We start from the raw sequence: 17,379 nt of genomic DNA, 5'->3' as shown, positions 1-17,379 counted from the left end.
CCTCGGCTGCGTTCAGTTCGCCCCTCGTTCATCCGGCGGCCGTTCGTGTGCACAACCGCGCCCATACCGTCACGCTCGCGCCAATAATTCGCAAGATGGGAGTAAAGTGCGCAACGTCCGGACACCGTCGCCTTCGATCCGCACGGCGGTCTGTTCGGCGTGGCCGCCAAGGAGTCAGTGCGGGGAGGCGATCGCCCTCGCCGCCGCGACCTCCTGGCGCAGTGGTTCCAGGACGCTGTCCGGGGGGCCCGTGAGGTCCGTGCGGACCGCGACGAGGGTCTCCGAGCGGCGGACGCCCTCCGCCAGCTCGCGCAGTTGCAGGGTCACCTGGCCCACCTCGGCCTGGGCCGGGGGCGGTGCTCCGTGCCGTACCCGGACCCGGGCCGCCGTCGTCGCGTCGACGATGCGTTCCACGGCTACGACCAGGGGCCACCAGGCGGCCGCCCGGCGGCCGGTGGGCGGCGGCTCGGTCAGGGCGCGCTGGAACTCGGTGCGGATGACGGACAGGTCGCGGTAGAGGCGGCGGCGCATCCGGGCGCGGGCGGCGGGGTTCGCGCCCGCGTTGAAGGCCAGCTCGACATAGGCCGCCGTGTCCGCCACCGCGTCGGCCAGGCGGTCGCCGACCCGGGTGCGCCAGCTCTCCGGCCAGAGCAGGTAGCCGGCGATCAGCGCGATCGCGCAGCCCATCAGGGAGTCGAGGAGGCGGGGCAGGAGCAGGGCCGTGCCCTGGTGGTTCAGTACGTCGGAGAGGAGCAGGATCACCGGGGTGACGGCGGCCGTCTGGAAGCCGTAGCCGCGGGGGGTCAGGGCCGGGACCAACGGGGCCAGGATCATCATCGCCGGTACGTCCCACCAGCCGCGCGGCACCACGGTGAGGACCGTCGCCGCCACCACCAGGCCCGCCACCGTGCCGACCGCGCGCAGCAGCGCCCGGGAGAACACCGAGCCGAAGTCGGGCTTGAGGACGAAGGTGATGGTGAGGGCGACCCAGTAGGAGCGCGGGACCGGGACGAGGGAGACCAGGGCCTGCGCGATGCCGATGCACAGGGCGAGGCGGATGCCGTAGCGCCAGGAGTTGGCGGAGAGGACCACGTTGCGGGCGGCTCGGGCGGTGCGGATGCCGAGGGCGGCGGGGCGGCCCAGGCGGTCGTCGATGCCGCGCGGGTCGACGTCGGGGGTGGTGGCGACCTCGGCGACGTGCCGCAGGGCGTGGTCGACGGCGCGGCCGGTCTCGTTGACCGGCTGGGGCAGGTCCAGCCCTATCGGGCCGGTGTAGCCGGTCTCGATGGCGTCGGCGATGTGCAGGACCGCCGCCGGGACCTCGGGCGGCAGCGGCTTTCCGGCGAGCCGCGCGAGCCGGACGGCGGGGGCGGCCTCCACCACCGGGGTGATCGCGTTCAGCTGGGCCAGCATGCGGGTGAGTTCGCTGCTGCGGCCGCGGTACCGGGCGCGCCGGGCCAGGATCAGGTCGTACGACTGGTTCAGCGACTGGGTGACGGTGTGCCGGGCGCGGTCGTAAGCCTCGCCGTCGTCGGAGTCGCTGACGGACAGCAGGTCGGCGACCGTGCGGTAGGCGGCGGCGACCGCCGAGCGTTCCGGTACGCCCGAGCGCAGCGGCCAGGCCAGCAGGGCGAGGAGGAGGACCAGCAGGCCGCCGCCGGTCATCAGCACGGGGGTGAGCCACCAGGCGCCGGGCAGCGGGAGGCCGGCGCCGATCACGGAGTTGAGCAGGAGGAGCAGGCCCGAGACGGAGGACACCGCGCCGATCGTCGAGATCATTCCGGAGAGCAGGGCGATGCCGGTGATGACGGCGACCGTGAGCCAGCCCTGGCCGTAGACCAGGGAGCCGACGGTGACGCCGACGGCGCCGAAGAGCTGCGGGACCGCGATGTTGAGGATCCGCATCCGGTAGGCGTCGGCGGTGTCGCCGATGACCCCGGACAGGGCGCCCATCGAGGCGAGCGCCCCGTAGGCGGGCTGTCCCACCGCGAGCCCGACGGCGAGCGGGAGGGCCATGCCGAGGGCGGCGCGGGCGAGGGCGGCCCAGTTGAGGGGGGCTGCCTGCTGCGGCCGGAGGTTCCTTACCAGCCAGTCGGGAGGTGTGAGGCCGATGGGGAACTCGCGGGACATGCGCCCATTATCAGGGGCTGTGCGCGGCAGGCGGCTACGCCGGTGACGCCGAGGAGAAGCAGCCCTGCCGTCCGGCCCCCGAACCGACGCCCACGGCTGCTGGGCGCACCGCATCGGGGGCTGCCGCCCCCGGACCCCCGCTTCGGCCTGAACGGCCTCGTCCTCAAACGCCGGACGGGCTGAAAGGGGTGCGGACCGGCTTTTGTCCTCAAGTGGCGGAGGGGCTGAAAGGGGTGCGGACCGGCTTTTGTCCTCAAGTGGCGGAGGGGTTGGAGGGGGTGCGGACCGGCTTTTGTCCTCAAGTGGCGGAGGGGTTGGAGGGGGTGCGGACCGGCTTTTGTCCTCAAGTGGCGGAGGGGCTGAAAGGGGTGCGGACCGGCTTTTGTCCTCAAGTGGCGGAGGGGTTGGAGGGGGTGTGGACCCGCTTTCGTCCTCAAGCGGCGGAGGGCCTGGAGGGGGTGTGGACCGGCTTTCATCCACACACGCCGGACGGGTTGGAGGGGGTGTGGACCGGCATTCGTCCTCAAGCGCCGGAGGGGTTGGAGGGGGTGTGGACCGGCTTTCGTCCTCAAGCGGCGGAGGGGTTGGAGGGGGTGTTGGTTGGCTTTCGTCCATACGCGCCGGATGGCCTGGAGGGGGTGTGGGGCGGCTTTCGGGGTTGGGGGTTGGGTGGGGTGGTGTGTCACTTGTTCGGGATTACGAGGCTTCGTTCACTTGTGTCAGGAACTCCTCCAGCGCCCGGTTGAACTCCTCGGGGCGTTCCAGGTTCGGCATGTGGGATGCCCGGTCGATGATGCGGAGGGTGGCGTCGGGGAGGAGGGCGTGCATGGCCTCGGCGTCGGCGATCGGGGTGTATTCGTCGTCCGCGCCCACCACGACCAGGGCCGGGACCGTGACCTTCGTCAGCAGCGGGCGGTAGTCGGGGCGTTCGGCGCGGCCGCGCAGGGCTGCTGCCGCGCCTTCGGGGTTCGTGGCCGTCATCATGCGGTGGACGTGGGCTTTCACGTCGGGGTGGGTGTGCGGGGCGACCATCTTCTCCAGGACCTCGTCGGCGTAGCCGCCCATGCCCTCGCGGAGCAGCCGGTCGGCCATGGCGTTCCGGGTTTGTTTGCCCTCCGGGGTCTCCGGGTCGGGGAAGGTGTCCGCCAGGACCAGGCCCCGGACGCGCTCGGGGCCGAGGCGGTCGTAGCACTCCATCGCGATCTGGCCGCCCATGGAGAGGCCGACGAGGACGCAGGTCGTCACGCCCAGCGCGTCGAGGAGTTCTTCCAGGTCGGCCGCGAAGCGGGAGAGGGGGGTGATGCCTGGGGTTACCGGGGAGGCGCCGTAGCCGCGCAGGTCGGGGGCGACGACCCGGCGGGTGGGGGCGAAGGCCGTTCGCTGGGGGTGCCACATCGTGCGGTCGAAGGGGTGGCCGTGGATGAGGAGGAGGGGGGTTCGCTTGGTATGCGGGTGATTGTCGTCGTAGTCGTCGTAGTCGTCGTATGAGAGGAAGGGGGGCATGTGGTCGACCCTAGGGATCTTCGACTCCTCGGTGCAATAGAATCTTTGCCCTCGGTGCAATGAGGGTGAGGGGGGCCATGGACGACTTCCGGGGGATCGCCGACCGGATCGCGTTGGACATCGCGCGGGGGCGGCTGCGGGCCGGGCAACGGCTGCCGCCGCAGCGGGCGTTCGCGCGGCGGCACGGGATCGCCGCCTCGACCGCCGGGCGGGTGTACGCCGAACTCGTGCGGCGCGGGCTGGTGGTGGGCGAGGTCGGGCGGGGCACCTTCGTGCGGGCCGCGCAGGCGGCGCCGGAGGGGCGGGCGCTGGTCGAGGACGGCGCCGCCCCCGTCAACCTGGAGCTCAACTACCCGTCCGTGCCGGGGCAGGCGGAGCTGCTGGCCCCGGCCCTCGCTCCCCTGCTGCGGCCCGACGCGCTCACCGACGCCCTGCGGCCGGCCGCCGCCGACGGCACCCCGCACGCCAGGGAGGCCGCCGCCGAGCTGCTCGCCATCGGCGACTGGCGGCCCGACCCCGGCCGCATCCTCTTCACCGGCAACGCCCGGCAGGCCATCGCCGCCACCCTGGGGTCCCTGGTGCGGCCGGGCGGCCGGATCGGGGTCGAACCGTTGACGTATCCGCTGGTCAAGGAGGTCGCCGGGCGGCTCGGCGGCACGCTCGTCCCGGTGCGGGCGGACGAGGAGGGGCCTGTCGTCGAGTCCGTCCTCGCCGCGCACCGGTCCGCGCCGCTCTCCGCGCTCTATCTCCAGCCGACCCTGCACAACCCGACGTCGGTGACCGTCCCGGCCGAGCGCCGGCTCCAACTGGCGCGCGCGGTGAGCGACATGGGGCTGCCCGTTGTGGAGGACCGGATCTGGTCGTTTCTGCACCGCGGCCCCGAGCCGCCGCTCGCCGCCCTCGCGCCCCGGCTCGTGCATCTCGTGGACGGGCTCTCCAAGCGGGTCGCGCCCGGTCTCACCGCCGGGTTCGCCGTCGTACCGGAGGACCGGGTGGCGGCGGTGGCGGCCGCCGTGCGGTCCGGGGGGTGGAGTGCGGGGGCGTTCGCGCTGGAGGCGGCCGTGCGGTGGATCGGGGACGGGACGGTGGCGCGGCTGGTGGCGGCCAAGCGGGAGCAGGCCGTACGGCGGCAGGGGCTCGTGCGCGAGGTGCTCGACGGGTTCGCCGTACGGGGCGATCCGTCGGGGTACTTCGCCTGGTGGGAGCTGCCCGAGCCGTGGCGGGCGGACGCCTTCACGGCGGCCGCGGCCGCCCGCGGGATCGCGGTCACGCCCGGTACCGCCTTCCGCGTCGACCCGAAGCGGACGCCGGACGCGGTACGGCTCGGGCTCGCGTCGGCGGCGGAGCCGGAGCTGGTGGGGGCGCTGCGGACGCTGGCGGGACTCGCGGCGCAGCGCCCCTGAGACCGCCCTTGAGGCGGCCCCTGAGGCGGCCCCTGGGTCAGTCCAGCAGGCCGTCGTAGTCCGGCAGCTTGTAGGTGGTGTCGGCGTAACCGCCGGACAGGTCCGTCGTGTTGTTGCCGATGTTGGCGATGATGTCGTAGCCGTTCGCCTCGATCGCCTTGCGCTGCGAGGTCTTGAAGTCCGCGACGGACTCGGTCAGCAGCTGGGCGACCGTCCGCGCATAGAGGCCGTCGACGGTGTAACCGACCGACTTCAGGTTGGCCTTGGTCACCACGTTGTACAGGTCGCTGCGGGCGCTGACGAAGAACACGGTGACGCCCTTGGCGTGCGCGTCCTGGGCGAGGGCGAGCACCGGCGGGGTGGCGGGGATGGTGATGCCGCCCTCGAAGTAGGTCTCCAGCGAGGTGTTGTCGATGTCGAGGACGATCGCCTGCTTGGCGCCGGAGCCGTTGGCGGCGACACGGCCGTCGATGTAGGTCTGCGCGGGGCCGGTGACGGCGGCGACGTCGGACAGCCACTGGGCCTCGGTGACGGTCGAGTCGGCGGCCTGCGCGGGCAGGGCGGCGGCGAACGACAGGGCGAGGCCGGCTGTGAGGACGACGGCGGCTCGGCGCGCGGTGGGACGGTTCATCGGTTGGTGGCTCCTCAGCTCACGTCGGCCGCCGGCGTTCCGTACCGGTGGCCGTCGTTCCGCCACGCTGGTCGGCCGGGGCGCCCGCCGGGTGACCCTAGGAGAAGCAGCCGGTTACATGACTGTCATGTTCTGGTCAGGAGTCTGTGAATCGGCCCTGAGGGACGCGGAATCGGCTGTGCCGGCGGCCTGTCGCTGCGTCTCCTCCCGCCTGGACCGGCGCAGGCGTCCGCTGGTCCAGGCCACCGCGGCGACCGTCAGGCCGAGGGCCAGGAGCAGCCAGGAGACCGTGCGGAGGGTGGACGTCAGGGCGTCGTAGACGGCGGCCGCGGCCGGGTGCGAGACGTCCGGCGGCAGGTCGGCCAGGGTGAGGCGGCGGCCGACCGAGAGGGCGAGGCCGAGCAGGCCGCCGCCCAGGGCCGTGCCCAGCGCGGTCGCCGTGACGGCCCGGCGGCGGCGGACGGCGAGGGCGATGCCGCCGACCGCGAAGACGACGGCCGCGACGGGAAGCCAGAAGCCGGCGACTTCGAGCACGTGGAACCCCTTCCGGAGCTGGTCCAGTTCGGCGGCCGGGAGTACGGCGACCGCCGTGTGCTGGACCGGGATACGGGCCGCGAGCGGCACATGGTCCTGGGTGAGCTGGTCCTTGACCTGAGCGGTGACCGGGGCGAGGTCGACGGTCACGGGCTCCTCGCGCTCGCCCTGGAGGGCGCGCAGCACGGCGTCGTGGGTGGCCCGGTTGCCGGCGTCCCAGGCCAGCCGGAACGCCCGGGTCTGGGTGAAGGAGCGGACCGCCTCGCGCACGAACGGCGCCACCGTGCCCCGCATCGGCAGGCCGACGTCCACCTCGCGCATGATGCCGTCGCCGACGGTGTCCGCCACGGCGTCCCGGACATCCGGGTCGTCGGCCAGCGGCGCCATCGTGCTGACGTACTGTCCGGTGTCCGCCAGCCCGTACGCCGCCCAGGCCGCGAGCGCGCCGAACGGCAGCAGCAGGCAGGCCAGCACGATCAGCAGGGCCGACAGGGCGCCCCGAAGGCGTGAGGGCGGCGCGGGCCGGGGAGGCACGGGGGGCACGCTTCCAGGCAAGCCCCTGAGGGCCGGTCAGGCGAGCGGTGTGACTGCATTCGGGGGTATCGCGGGGCGCAGGTCAAGCCGAACGGGCGCTACGACGGCCCCGGCCTGCCCGGAAACCCCTGGGGCGCCGGGCTCCGGTGGAGGGCTGACCCGAACGGGTGTTTCCTGGTCTGGGAGCGGCAAGACCGGAGCGGTTGGGCAGGAACGTCGCCGGGCGCCCGCAGCGGCCCCGGCGACAGGTGAGGGGAAAAAGGGGAACGCGTGGGCCCCGGCCGTGGGGGCCGGGACCCACGCGTACGCCGCGTTCACCGGGCCGCGGCGCTACCGGATTCGGTGTCCGGCCGCGTCCTCGTGCGTGTAGAACCGGTAGAACATCAGGATGAACATCACCGCCGCGACCGCCAGCGACATGCCGACGGACCTGAGGACCGACTCCCCGGTCTGGCTGTAGAGGAAGCCGAAGGCGATGCCCGTGAACGCCGTCCACACCAGGGCGTGCAGCTCCCGCCGCAGCCGTGGGGCATAGGTCAGCAGGGCGAACAGCACCACCGCGAAGACCAGAGCGGTCAGGAAGCCGAACAGCAGGTTCCCGCCGGTGATGGGTCCGCCGCTGCGCCGGTTCGCCGCCGCCCAGTCGCCGTAGATCAGCCCGGTCACCACGGGTACGGCCACCCGGGCCCTGGCGTGCGTCTGTGCGCTGAACACGTCGGGCGTACGGCCGCCCCGGGGCATACCGCCGGACGTGGGTGCCGCTTGAGCCATAGCGGGCTCCTCTCTCCTCGCCCCCACCTTCCAGAGCACACCTGCGGGTACCCACTGGCAAGTCGGTCGGTACGGAATTCCGCACGAGATCCCTGACGGCGTCGCGTACGACGTGCGGTGCGTCCCCGCCCGTGTTTCCCTGACTCTCGTGACCGACCACCAGGCCCTGCGGCGGTGGCAGGAGCTGCTGCGGGCCAGGGGCCAGAGCATCGCGTGGGTGGCGCCGCTGCTGCTGCTCGCCGGGATCACGGCGGTCGACCTCAACACCACGGAGCGGTTCCGGATCGTCTCCTGGATCGTCCTGGTCCCCGGTATCGCGGCGGCGATCTGCGGGGTCTTCACGACCGCGGTCTTCGCGGTGCTGTCGGTCCTCGACTACATCGTCGTGGACAGAGCCTGGCCGCACCGGTACCAGGCCGGGCTGCCCGACTTCATCCTGGTCGCCTTCGCGGGGCTGCTGGCCATTCTCGCCTGCGCGGTCCGCAGGAACGGCGAACGGCGGATGCTGCACATGCGGGACATCGCCGAGACGACCCGGCGTACCGTGCTGCGGCCGCTGCCGCCGGGGTGGGCCGGCCTCGACCACGCGGCGGTGTATCTCGCCGCCGACACCGAGGCCCGGGTGGGCGGCGACTTCTACGACATCCAGCCGGGGCTGTACGGCACGCGGGTGCTGGTCGGGGACGTCCAGGGCAAGGGGCTGGGGGCGGTGGAGACGGCGGCGGCGCTGCTGGGGACGTTCCGTGAGGCCGGATACCACGAACGGGACCTGGCGACGGTGGCCGACCGGCTGGAGACCCGGATGGTCCGGCACCGGCGCCACACGGTGGCGCTGGGCCGCGACGACGGCGACCGCTTCGCGACTGCGGTGCTGCTGGGGTTCCCGCCGGGGGTTCCGGACACCGTGGAGGTGGTCAACTTCGGCCACGAGCCGCCGCTGGCGGTGGGACCGGAGGGCGTACGCTCTCTGCCGCCGGGTGACGGACTCCCGTTGGGAATGGCCGAGTTGGCCCCCGGCACGGGACCTCCGCCGACCCTGACCGTCACCCTGGCCCCGGACGAGACCCTCCTCATCACCACGGACGGCGTCACCGAAGCCCGGGACGGGCACGGGAGGTTCTACGACCTCACGGACCAGCTGACCCGCGCGGTGAGCGCCGACCCGGACACGGCCGACCCCGCCCGTCTGGTCGCCCGGGTCCGTGACAGCGTCATGCGCCACAGCCGCGGCCGCCTGGCCGACGACACCACGGTCTTCGCGGTACGCCGAACGTCCTCGGACCCGGTGCACCCGGGGTGACGAACTGCCCATGCCGCCCGCTTTGCAAGCGCACCGGATAACGTGCTGGTCTGACCTGAGTGATCCTGGGGAACAAAAGGGAGGGGCCGATGCCCGGAACCGTGCTGCTGCTCGCGGCCTCGCCGATCGGCAAGGGGCGTCTCGTGGACGCCGCCTCCGTGCTCCCCGTACTGGCCGCTGTCGCCCCGGCCATACTCTCCGGCACCGACACGGCCAACGTCGTCGAACTCGCCGACCCCCTGGAGCCGCAGGCCGTCCTCACCCGGCTGCGGGCCGCCGCGGCGGCCCCCGGCCCGCTCACCGTCTTCGTCACCGGCCAGCTGCATCTGGACCGCAAGCAGCATCTGCCGCACCTGGCGCTTGCCCGCACCACTGCGGCCACCGTCCGCTACACCGGCCTGCCCTGGCACTGGATCCGCGAGGAGCTGCGGCTGCGCCCGCCCGGTGCCACCACCCTGGTCGTCGATCTGCACGCGGACCCCGAGACCTGGCGGTACCTGCTCACCACGCCCCTCGACTCCGGGCGCAACAACGCCGTGCACGGCCGTGTCGCGCCCCCGCCCGCCCGCCGGGAGGTCGCCGGACCGTCGTACATGAAGGCCGTGGCGACCGTGTTGCGCAGCGGGCACCGGCCGGCCATGGAGGAGCTGCATCAGCAGGTGCTGGCGCGGCTGGGTGCCGAGGTGGCCACGAACATCCTGCTCAGCTCGCGGACCCGGCGCGACAGCACCGATCCGCATGACGCCATCAGCGCCGCCGTCCGGGCGGGGCGGTACGCCGAGGCCGACGAGCTGGCCGTGCGGTGGGAGCAGGCGGCGGCGCGGGTGCACGGGCCGGCTTCCGAGGACGCCCTGCACTGGTCGGAGGTGCGGGCCGATCTCGCGATGTTCGCCGGGGACGCGGCGCGGAGCTGCCGTACCTGGCTGACCGTCGCCGGCGCACGGCTGGGCGCCGGGCAGCCGGCCGACGCACCGGCCGTGGAGGCGGCCGTGGACCGGGCCCACCACCAGTGGGGCGCCATCAAGGACGCGGCCCGGGCCCGTGAACTCGGCCCTGTGCTCGCGGAGTTGAGACTCAGGGTGCCGGGCCGCCGGGAAGGCGCCCTGGACCATGTCCAGCAGCACCTGCGGCAGCTCCAGACCAACTGAGCGCTCCGCTGGAAGTGCCGCGATGTGCCGTCTGCCGTCTGCCGTCTGCGGCGCCGTCGTGGCCGGTCGCGCAGTTCCTCCCCCAGCCTTCGGCCGGGGGTACCCCCAGCGCCCCTTCGGGGGCGCTTCGCCGGACCCGCTTGGACACTCATGACGAACGGCGCGCCCCTGGTGTCGCGGACGGCCGCTTTCCGGCATGGCGAGGCATCCGCGAGAACGCCTCGCCGTCGGACCGTCGGCCGGGTCAGGCGTACGCGTCGAACGTGATCGCGCTCGGCTTGGCCTTGTTGAGGTGGTCGTCGAACTTGGCGTCCTGGAGCGGGAAGTTCGCGTCGCCCCAGTCGGAGGCGTTCAGGATGTCGCGCAGGTTGGACGCCATGTTGTCCCAGGTGAGCAGGTTCTCCTGGTGCCAGGCGGCGTCGTCGTTCTCCGGAGTCTCGCCCCACTTGGCGAACCGGAAGTCGTGGGTGCTCAGGCCGTCCTTGTGGTAGACGACCTGGACGCGCTGGCTGCTCATCGGGACGTCGGCGACCGCCTCGGTCTCGAAGTCGCCGTGCTGGGAGGCGGACAGGTACGACGGGTAGTCGGCGCCCTGCTTGACCCAGACGACGATGCACTCCCAGTCGTGGCGGTGCCCGATGCCCGGGGAGGCCTCGTCCTTCTCGAAGTAGCTGGCGTAGATGATCCCGCACCAGCCGTTGTTGCACTTGGCCCGCGAGTAGGTGTTGGCGTGGTCGAGATGGCCGGTGCGGCAGCTGCCGGTGACGGAACCGGTCGGCTTCAGGCCGCCGTTGAGGTTGCCGTCGGGGTCGATGGCGGCGGCGGGGTAGCAGCTGTCCGTGTCGTAGTCGTACAGCGGCTCGAAGAACTTCTGGAACGTGGTCGCGTTCTCCGGGAGGTTCTGGAGCACGCCGGCGGAGGCGCTGAAGGGGAGGGCGAGGGTGAGCGCGGCGGCGCTGCCCGCGACGGCGGCGGCTCGGCCGAGGCGGCGGGTCCTGGTTCGGGACATCGGGGGGCTCCAGTCGACGGTCCGGGGTGCGTGTGTGCGTTGACGCGGTCCGTTGGTACGGTCCTTTTCGTCCCGGACATGACATCCGGGTGGGGACCAAGACTGGCAAGTTGAGAGTTCAATGGAAGGGCTTTCTGTCAAACAGGGGGCGGCAATTCGCGGAACTGATCAACGTGCGTGCACAGCGGAAAGCCCCCGGCGGGACAGGGGGAGGGTCCCGCCGGGGGCGATCGTGGGGTGTGGGGGTGGTGGGGTGGTGGCGCGGGCAGGCTTCTAGTGGCCGGCGGTGTGCCGGGCGGTCGCCGCGGCCGGGGAGCCGGGGGAGCTGTCCGTCGCTCTGGCCGGGCCGGCGTTGGCGGCGGTGATGAGCGCGGCCACGGCAATCACGGCTGCCGCTATGCCGCGGGCGTAACGTGCAGTGGGGCTTGCGGTGGGGCGTGCGGATGTGCGTCCGAGCACGGCGACCTCGCAACAACAGGGGCGGGTTAAGCACGTTTAATTCGCGGTTTAACCTAGGGGTTGGCAGAGCGCAACGGCAAGGGGTCCAGGGGGAGTTGGGGGTAATGGCAAGATGCAGGAACGGGACGATCCGGAGACCATCGGGCGGCGGGTGCAGCAACTGCGCACCGAGCGGGGGCTGACCCAGCGGCAGTTGGCCGAACCGGCCTACACGCCCGCCTACATCTCCACGCTGGAGGCCGGGCGGGTGCGGGCCTCCGACGAGGCGTTGCGGCACATCGCGGGCCGGCTCGGCGTCGGCTTCGAGGAGCTGGCCAGCGGGCGCCCCGCGCACCTCGCCACCGACCTGAGGCTACGGCTCACCGAGGCACAGCGCACCCTGGCCACCGGCGAGGCCGAGACGGCCGCGGCCCAGTACGCCGCCCTCTTCGAGGAGGCGGAGGCGCACGGGCTCGCCGTCGAGCAGGCCACCGCGCTGCTCGGGATGGGCGAATGCGCCCTGGACACCGGTGAGCTGGGGCAGGCCAGGGAGTTCTTCGAGCGGGCCGAGCTGTGGACGGCCGACGAACCGCTGCCGGTGCGCGTCCCGGCGATCCGCGGCCGGGCGGTCAGCCACTACCTCGCGGGTGAACTCCGGTACGCCGTCTACCTCCTTGAGACCACCCTCGACGAACTGAACCGCAGCGGCCTGCACGACCCCGACGCCCTCCTGCTCCTCTACGCCTCCGCCATCGGCCCGTACATGGACATGGGCGCCCATGCCCGCGCCGCCCAGGCCGCCGAACTCGCCCTCGCCCTCGCCCCGCAGTCCGGCGACCCCGCGCTGATCGCCCGGATGCACCGCTCCGTCGCCCGCACCCTGCTCGCCGAGGGCCGGGTCGCCGACGCCGACGCCTCCCTGGCCAAGGCCGCCGAGCTGTACCGCCAGCTCCAGCTCCGTACCGAACTCGCCAACTGTCACTGGATGCGCGGCTACGTCTACGCCCAGAACGGCGAACTGGAGCGTGCGGAAAAGGAGTTGCGGGAGGCCCTCGCGATGCTGTCGGAGACCCGCGCCGCCCTGTACCGCAGCCAGGCGGCCGTCGAGCTCGCCGACGTCCTGCACCGCCGGGGCAAGTCCGACGAGGCCGCCGAGCTGCTGCACGACGTGCTCGGCGACTTCTCCTCCGAGCGTGGCGCGGTCCACTCGGCCGCCGCGCACCGGCTGCTCGGCATCATCGCCGAGGACGCCAGGGACACGGAGGCGGCGGAGGAGCACTACGTACGGGCGCTGAGCCTGCTGGAGCGGGCGGGCGCGGCGGGCGACCTCGCGGACCTGTGCCGCCTCCTGGGCGACCTGCTGCGCCGCACCGGCCGGGTGGAGGCGGCACTGGACGCCTACCGCACCGGACTCGGCCACCGTACGGCCCCGGGCACGACGACCCTGGGACCGGCACCGGCCCAGCCGCCGCTGTAGGGCCGCCTCTCCGTTCCGCCGTCTGTCGCATGATCCGCGCAAGAGGCGGCAGGAATGGCGTGTTTCTTGCACTCACACCCTCGATATGGCGGTGAACCACCGATCGGCTTCTACAACGGTCTCGTCAGCGAAACCTTCGCGACGCCACGAGCTGAGGGAGAAGACGATGACCGACCACGGAGCCGACCTGCTGATCCGCGCCGGCGCGGTGCACACCCTGGTGCCCGGCCAGGCCCCGCAGCGGGCCCTGGCCGTGCGCGGCGACCGGATCGCGGCCGTGTCCGCGGACCCGCACGGCCTCGACCACCTGGTGACCGAGCGGACCGAGGTCCACGACCTGCCCGGCGCCACCGTGCTGCCCGCCTTCGACGACACCCACACCCACATGATCTTCGCCGCGCTCGGCGCCCAGGACGTCCCCGTCCACCAGGCCCGCACCATCCCGGAGTTCCTGGACCTGATCCGGCAGCGGGCCGCGGTCACCCCCGAGGGCGAGTGGATCCGCACCACCACCAACTGGCAGGAACTGAACCTGGCCGAGCGCCGCATGCCCACCGCGGCCGAACTCGACACGGCCACCGACCGGCACCCGGTCCTGGTCAAGCGCGGCGGCCACAACGACGTCGTCAACAGCTACGCGCTGCGCCTCGCGGGCATCACCGAGGACACCCCCGTACCGCCCGGCGGCGCCATCGGCCGCGGCGCCGACGGCAGGCTGGACGGCCGGCTGGTCGACAACGCCCTGCACCTGGTCGAGCGCCTGGTCCCGGCCCCGGACCGGGCCCAGCGCATCGAGGCACTCCGGATCGCCTCCCGCGACTACGCCGCCACCGGCATCGGCACCGTGCGCGACTGCGCGGTCGCCCCCGAGGACTACCGGGTGCTCCGTGCCGCCCGTGCGGCGGGCGCGCTGCACACCAGGGTGCGTGCGCTGGTCTCGGCGCTCGGCATGACCAGCGCGGCCCAGGTGGAGGACCTGCTCGACGTCATGGAGGACTGGCGCGACACCTCCGACCCGTGGCTGTCGGTGTGGGGCGTGAAGTTCGGCCTCGACGGCGGCCTGGAGGCCGGCGCCACCGAGGAGCCGTACGCCTGTGACCACGCCTACTCCGGGATGCTGATCTGGGAGCCGGACGCGCTCGTCGAGGCGGTCGAGGCGGTGGTCCGGCGCGGCTGGCGGGTCGGCACCCACGCCTACGGCGACCGCGCCGTCCGCACCCTCCTCGACGTCTACGAGCGCGTCCTGGAGCGCAACCCCGGCCTGCCCGCCGGTTCGCTGGTCATGGAGCACGGCGGCCTCGCCGGCCCCGAGCAGCGCGCCCGCGCCGTCGCCCTCGGCATCCCCGTCACCATCCAGCAGCCGCTGCTGCACGACACCGCCGAGGTCGAGGAGGTCTTCTGGGGCCCGGAACGGGTCGCCCGCCTCTTCCCGGCCCGCGGCTGGATCGACCTGGGCGCCCAGGTCAGCGCGGGCTCCGACTTCCCGGTCGGCCAGTTCGGCGCGATGCGCTCGGTGTGGGGCATGACGACGCGGCAGACGGTCATCGGCGTCAAGGGCCCCGAGCACGCGATCTCGTACGAGGAGGCGGTGACCCTGCAAACCACCCAGGCGGCCCGTCTGACGGGCGAGGACCGGGTACGCGGCACCCTGACCCCGGGCCGCTGGGCGGACTTCACGGTGTGGGACGGCGACCCGGCGAACGCGGTTGGCGATGCGCTGCGGGACCTGAAGCCGACGCACACGTTCGTCGGCGGTGCCTTGGCGACCCCGTGAACGGCAGCGCCCCGTAAGGGGCGCGGGGCTGTATCGATATGCGGCTCCGCCGCGTGGGCGCGATCAACCCCCACCGGCCCGCACCCGACACACAGCAATCTCTGTGCCGAGCAACAGCCCCATTCACTAGCGTCCCCCACGTGCAAGACCAACGGACAGTCGCCGACGGCCTGCGTCTCCTGACACGGGCCGTCGTCCACGTGGTCCTCGGCGGCACCGCCCTCCTCGCCATCGCGACCGTCGCCTCGGTCCTGGGCCCGACCCTCGCCCTCGACCTCTACACCCCACCGGTGGCCGCCTGGTGGACCGTGTTCACGGCGGTCGCCGTCCAGGGCGTCCCCTTCCTCCTCCTCGGCACCGTCGTCTCCGCGGCGATCGGCGCCTTCGTCCCGGAGCGGGTGTTCACCCGCCTCCTCCCCCGCAACCAGGCCCTCTCCGTTCCCGTGGCAGGGGCCGCCGGCGTCGTACTGCCCGGCTGCGAGTGCGCGTCCGTCCCCGTGGCCGGCAGCCTGATGCGGCGCGGGGTCGCCCCGGCCGCGGCCCTCGCCTTCCTCCTCTCCGCACCGGCGATCAACCCGGTCGTGCTGGTGGCGACCTCGATCGCGTTCCCCGGTCAGCCCAGGATGGTGCTGGCCCGCCTGCTCGCCTCCCTCGGCACGGCGGTGGTGATGGGCTGGCTGTGGGCCCGGTTCGGCCGCGACGACTGGCTGCGCCCGCCCCGCACCGCCCGGGACTCCCACGCCACCGGCCCCCGCGCCTTCGTCACCGGCCTCCAGCACGACTTCCTGCACGCCGGCGGTTTCCTGGTGCTGGGCGCCGCGGCCGCGGCGACCTTCAACATCGCCGTGCCCAGATCGGTCCTCGACGTCTTCACCGGCTCCGCGTGGACTGCCGTCCCCCTCCTCGCGGTGCTCGCCGTCGTGCTGTGCGTGTGCAGCGAGGCCGACGCCTTCGTGGCCGCCTCGCTCAGCGCCTTCCCGGCCACGGCCCGGCTGGCGTTCATGGTGGTGGGCCCGATGGTCGACCTGAAGCTGATCGCCCTCCAGGCGGGCACCTTCGGCAGGCGCTTCGCGCTCCGCTTCTCCTCGGCGACCTGGCTGGTGGCGTTGTCGTCCAGCGTCCTGGTGGGGTGGTGGCTGCTGTGAGGCGGTACGGCGGACCGGTGCTGCTCTGCCTGGTCGGCGCGGCGGCCCTGCGGATCACGCTCTTCAGCGACCTGTACCTGCGGTACGTGCAGCACGCGTTGCGCCCGTACCTGATCGTCTCCGGGATCGCCCTGATCCTGCTGGGCGTGACGACGGCGGCACTGAGAAGCCGCACGGCGGACGACCACGAGAACCACCAGGACGACCGGCACGGCGATGGTGACGGCCACGGCCATCACGGTGCCGCCGGTCCCCGGATCGCCTGGCTGCTCACCCTTCCGGCCCTTGCCCTGCTGCTCTTCCCTCCCCCGGCCCTCGGTTCGTACAGCGCGGGGCGCGAGGCGGCGCAGCGGGCGGCGCAGGGGGTCGGGGCCTTTCCGGCGCTGCCGGCCGGGAACCCGGTGGAGCTGACGCTCGCCGAGTTCAGCTCGCGGGCGATCTACGACAGCGGACGCTCGCTGACGGGCCGTACGGTCCGGATGACGGGCTTCGCGACGCACGGCTCCGACGGCACCTGGTACCTGACCCGGCTCATGGTCACGTGCTGCGCCGCCGACGCGACCACCAGCAAGGTCGAGATCCGGGGCGAGGACGCGCCGCCCACCGACACCTGGGTCACCGTCACCGGCACCTGGCACCCCAAGGGCAAGCTGGGCTCGGACGCGGCGTGGCCGCCGGTGCTGGACGCGGGGTCGGCGAAGACGGTGAAGCAGCCGTCGGACCCGTACGAGACGCCCTAGGCCTGCACTCGTCCCTGCTCCCGTACCTGGGCCAGCCGTTGGACGCCGATGTCGAGGGCCTGCTCGGTGGTGTCGTCGGGGAGGGTGCCGAGGGCGCCGGCGGTGAGCACGATCGCGTCGTCGCCGATGCGGACGACGGCGACGTCGAGGGTGAGGGTGGTGGGGTCGCCGGTGGCGGAGGGCTGCGCGGTGAGGGTGATCCGCAGCCCCTGCCGCGCGTCGCCGAAGTCCCGTAGCCCGGTGTCGGCGACCTGGACGGCCTCGGTCCCGGCCGCGGTCGTCTGCGCGGTGAACTGCCCGCAGGTGCTGGGCAGGGTCCGCAGCCAGGCCAGCGTCCGGTCGACGTCGGCGGAGCGGCTCGCGTCGACCTGGTAGCGGAGCTGGGCCGCGTCGTCGCCGTCGTCCAGGGCGGTGACGGCCTGCGGACCGGCCGGAGCGCCGAGCAGTTCGTCGGTGTAGAGGGCTTCGAGGAGGCGCTGGCAGCCGGGTTGGCCGGTGGCCGCCTTGAGCAGCCCGTCGTGCCAGGTGGCCGTCCCTTCCGCCGCCGTCCACGGCACGCCCAGGTCGCTTTCGCCGATCAGCGCGGCCTGCGCCTGCCCGGGGGTGAGCGCCGGGGTGCCGGTGCTGGTGTCGGTGCCGGGTGAGGCGGCGGGGCTGGCCGGGGCGGGCCGTTCGGCGGCGGTCGGGGCGGCGGCGGGAGCGTCGGCCTTCGGCGGCCCGGCGGCCGTACAGGCGGTGACGGCGGCGAGGAGGCCGGCCACGACCAGGCCGGACGCGGTGACTCTCATGACGGGGCCTCCCCGGGAACCAGGAGCAGCGGAACGCGTGCTCTCACGGCATCA

Annotated in this window: 15 protein-coding genes; 7 read left to right on the top strand and 8 right to left on the bottom strand. The window is 73.2% G+C overall.

Annotated elements, in window-relative coordinates:
- Window positions 1-174 precede the first annotated feature (174 nt).
- Together KVT45_RS08215 and KVT45_RS08210 are read right to left on the bottom strand one after the other, a co-directional pair.
- Window positions 175-2,130 carry an FUSC family protein gene (locus KVT45_RS08215; RefSeq protein ID WP_217545854.1) on the bottom strand — a complete coding sequence of 652 codons (1,956 nt, stop codon included), beginning with the start codon at window positions 2,128-2,130 and terminating at the stop codon, window positions 175-177.
- A gap of 696 nt (window positions 2,131-2,826) precedes the next feature.
- Window positions 2,827-3,633, bottom strand: a complete 807-nt coding sequence (locus KVT45_RS08210; RefSeq protein WP_217545853.1) for an alpha/beta fold hydrolase — start codon at window positions 3,631-3,633, stop codon at window positions 2,827-2,829.
- Between the two features lie 77 nt (window positions 3,634-3,710).
- Between KVT45_RS08210 and KVT45_RS08205 the strand changes: the two genes are divergently transcribed.
- Window positions 3,711-5,036 carry a PLP-dependent aminotransferase family protein gene (locus tag KVT45_RS08205; protein ID WP_217545852.1) on the top strand — a complete coding sequence of 442 codons (1,326 nt, stop codon included), beginning with the start codon at window positions 3,711-3,713 and terminating at the stop codon, window positions 5,034-5,036.
- A 37-nt stretch (window positions 5,037-5,073) separates the two neighbouring features.
- On the opposite strand, the gene KVT45_RS08200 is transcribed toward KVT45_RS08205, so the two are convergent.
- The 3 genes from KVT45_RS08200 to KVT45_RS08190 all read right to left on the bottom strand — a co-directional run bounded on the left by KVT45_RS08200 (window position 5,074) and on the right by KVT45_RS08190 (window position 7,506).
- Window positions 5,074-5,667: an HAD family acid phosphatase gene (locus KVT45_RS08200; protein ID WP_217545851.1), complete on the bottom strand. Its 594-nt coding sequence runs from the start codon at window positions 5,665-5,667 to the stop codon at window positions 5,074-5,076.
- A gap of 114 nt (window positions 5,668-5,781) precedes the next feature.
- Window positions 5,782-6,735: a hypothetical protein gene (locus KVT45_RS08195; protein WP_217545850.1), complete on the bottom strand. Its 954-nt coding sequence runs from the start codon at window positions 6,733-6,735 to the stop codon at window positions 5,782-5,784.
- Between the two features lie 330 nt (window positions 6,736-7,065).
- The gene (locus KVT45_RS08190) at window positions 7,066-7,506 is read right to left on the bottom strand and encodes a hypothetical protein (protein WP_217545849.1); all 441 of its coding nucleotides are present in this window, start codon (window positions 7,504-7,506) and stop codon (window positions 7,066-7,068) included.
- 148 nt (window positions 7,507-7,654) lie between these two features.
- Here KVT45_RS08190 and KVT45_RS08185 point away from each other — a divergent pair, with 148 nt between their 5' ends.
- Together KVT45_RS08185 and KVT45_RS08180 are read left to right on the top strand one after the other, a co-directional pair.
- Window positions 7,655-8,806 carry a PP2C family protein-serine/threonine phosphatase gene (locus KVT45_RS08185; RefSeq protein ID WP_217545848.1) on the top strand — a complete coding sequence of 384 codons (1,152 nt, stop codon included), beginning with the start codon at window positions 7,655-7,657 and terminating at the stop codon, window positions 8,804-8,806.
- An 89-nt stretch (window positions 8,807-8,895) separates the two neighbouring features.
- A complete protein-coding gene (locus KVT45_RS08180; protein WP_217545847.1) occupies window positions 8,896-9,954 on the top strand; it encodes a hypothetical protein in 1,059 nt (352 codons plus the stop codon).
- 244 nt (window positions 9,955-10,198) lie between these two features.
- Here the strand turns inward: KVT45_RS08180 and KVT45_RS08175 are convergent, their stop codons facing one another.
- Window positions 10,199-10,963, bottom strand: coding sequence for an NPP1 family protein (locus tag KVT45_RS08175; RefSeq protein WP_217545846.1), 765 nt, complete (start codon window positions 10,961-10,963; stop codon window positions 10,199-10,201).
- A gap of 273 nt (window positions 10,964-11,236) precedes the next feature.
- Window positions 11,237-11,422 (bottom strand): hypothetical protein, encoded by a 186-nt coding sequence (locus tag KVT45_RS58045; RefSeq protein ID WP_217545845.1) that lies wholly within the window; start codon window positions 11,420-11,422, stop codon window positions 11,237-11,239.
- A gap of 112 nt (window positions 11,423-11,534) precedes the next feature.
- Here KVT45_RS58045 and KVT45_RS08165 point away from each other — a divergent pair, with 112 nt between their 5' ends.
- From KVT45_RS08165 to KVT45_RS08150, 4 genes are all read left to right on the top strand, one after another.
- Window positions 11,535-12,878 carry a helix-turn-helix transcriptional regulator gene (locus tag KVT45_RS08165; RefSeq protein WP_217545844.1) on the top strand — a complete coding sequence of 448 codons (1,344 nt, stop codon included), beginning with the start codon at window positions 11,535-11,537 and terminating at the stop codon, window positions 12,876-12,878.
- A 166-nt stretch (window positions 12,879-13,044) separates the two neighbouring features.
- A complete protein-coding gene (locus tag KVT45_RS08160; protein ID WP_217545843.1) occupies window positions 13,045-14,652 on the top strand; it encodes an amidohydrolase in 1,608 nt (535 codons plus the stop codon).
- Window positions 14,653-14,792: 140 nt separating this feature from the next.
- Complete coding sequence (locus KVT45_RS08155) at window positions 14,793-15,797, top strand: permease (RefSeq protein WP_308310676.1); 1,005 nt, start codon at window positions 14,793-14,795, stop codon at window positions 15,795-15,797.
- A complete protein-coding gene (locus tag KVT45_RS08150; protein WP_217546175.1) occupies window positions 15,794-16,537 on the top strand; it encodes a TIGR03943 family protein in 744 nt (247 codons plus the stop codon). Before KVT45_RS08155 ends, KVT45_RS08150 begins: the two co-directional genes overlap by 4 nt.
- Here KVT45_RS08150 and KVT45_RS08145 read toward each other — a convergent pair.
- A complete protein-coding gene (locus tag KVT45_RS08145) occupies window positions 16,534-17,325 on the bottom strand; it encodes a hypothetical protein (protein WP_217545841.1) in 792 nt (263 codons plus the stop codon). The two genes, KVT45_RS08150 and KVT45_RS08145, sit on opposite strands and share 4 nt — an antisense overlap.
- Window positions 17,326-17,379 lie beyond the last annotated feature (54 nt).

Origin of the sequence: Streptomyces sp. GbtcB6 (genome assembly GCF_019091475.1) — a bacterium.
GTDB classification, from domain to species: Bacteria; Actinomycetota; Actinomycetes; order Streptomycetales; family Streptomycetaceae; genus Streptomyces; species Streptomyces hyaluromycini.
The sequence above is the reverse complement of the archived record's forward strand: the minus strand, read 5'-3'. Positions and strand labels throughout refer to the sequence as shown.

What these genes read in the sequence shown, in the direction of transcription:
- KVT45_RS08210 (WP_217545853.1), bottom strand. Translation starts at nt 3,633, where the DNA reads ATGCCCCCCTTCCTCTCATACGACGACTACGACGACTACGACGACAAT.
- KVT45_RS08190 (WP_217545849.1), bottom strand. Translation starts at nt 7,506, where the DNA reads ATGGCTCAAGCGGCACCCACGTCCGGCGGTATGCCCCGGGGCGGCCGT.
- KVT45_RS08175 (WP_217545846.1), bottom strand. Translation starts at nt 10,963, where the DNA reads ATGTCCCGAACCAGGACCCGCCGCCTCGGCCGAGCCGCCGCCGTCGCG.
- KVT45_RS08145 (WP_217545841.1), bottom strand. Translation starts at nt 17,325, where the DNA reads ATGAGAGTCACCGCGTCCGGCCTGGTCGTGGCCGGCCTCCTCGCCGCC.
- KVT45_RS08165 (WP_217545844.1), top strand. Translation starts at nt 11,535, where the DNA reads ATGCAGGAACGGGACGATCCGGAGACCATCGGGCGGCGGGTGCAGCAA.
- KVT45_RS08205 (WP_217545852.1), top strand. Translation starts at nt 3,711, where the DNA reads ATGGACGACTTCCGGGGGATCGCCGACCGGATCGCGTTGGACATCGCG.
- KVT45_RS08180 (WP_217545847.1), top strand. Translation starts at nt 8,896, where the DNA reads ATGCCCGGAACCGTGCTGCTGCTCGCGGCCTCGCCGATCGGCAAGGGG.
- KVT45_RS08215 (WP_217545854.1), bottom strand. Translation starts at nt 2,130, where the DNA reads ATGTCCCGCGAGTTCCCCATCGGCCTCACACCTCCCGACTGGCTGGTA.
- KVT45_RS08160 (WP_217545843.1), top strand. Translation starts at nt 13,045, where the DNA reads ATGACCGACCACGGAGCCGACCTGCTGATCCGCGCCGGCGCGGTGCAC.
- KVT45_RS08200 (WP_217545851.1), bottom strand. Translation starts at nt 5,667, where the DNA reads ATGAACCGTCCCACCGCGCGCCGAGCCGCCGTCGTCCTCACAGCCGGC.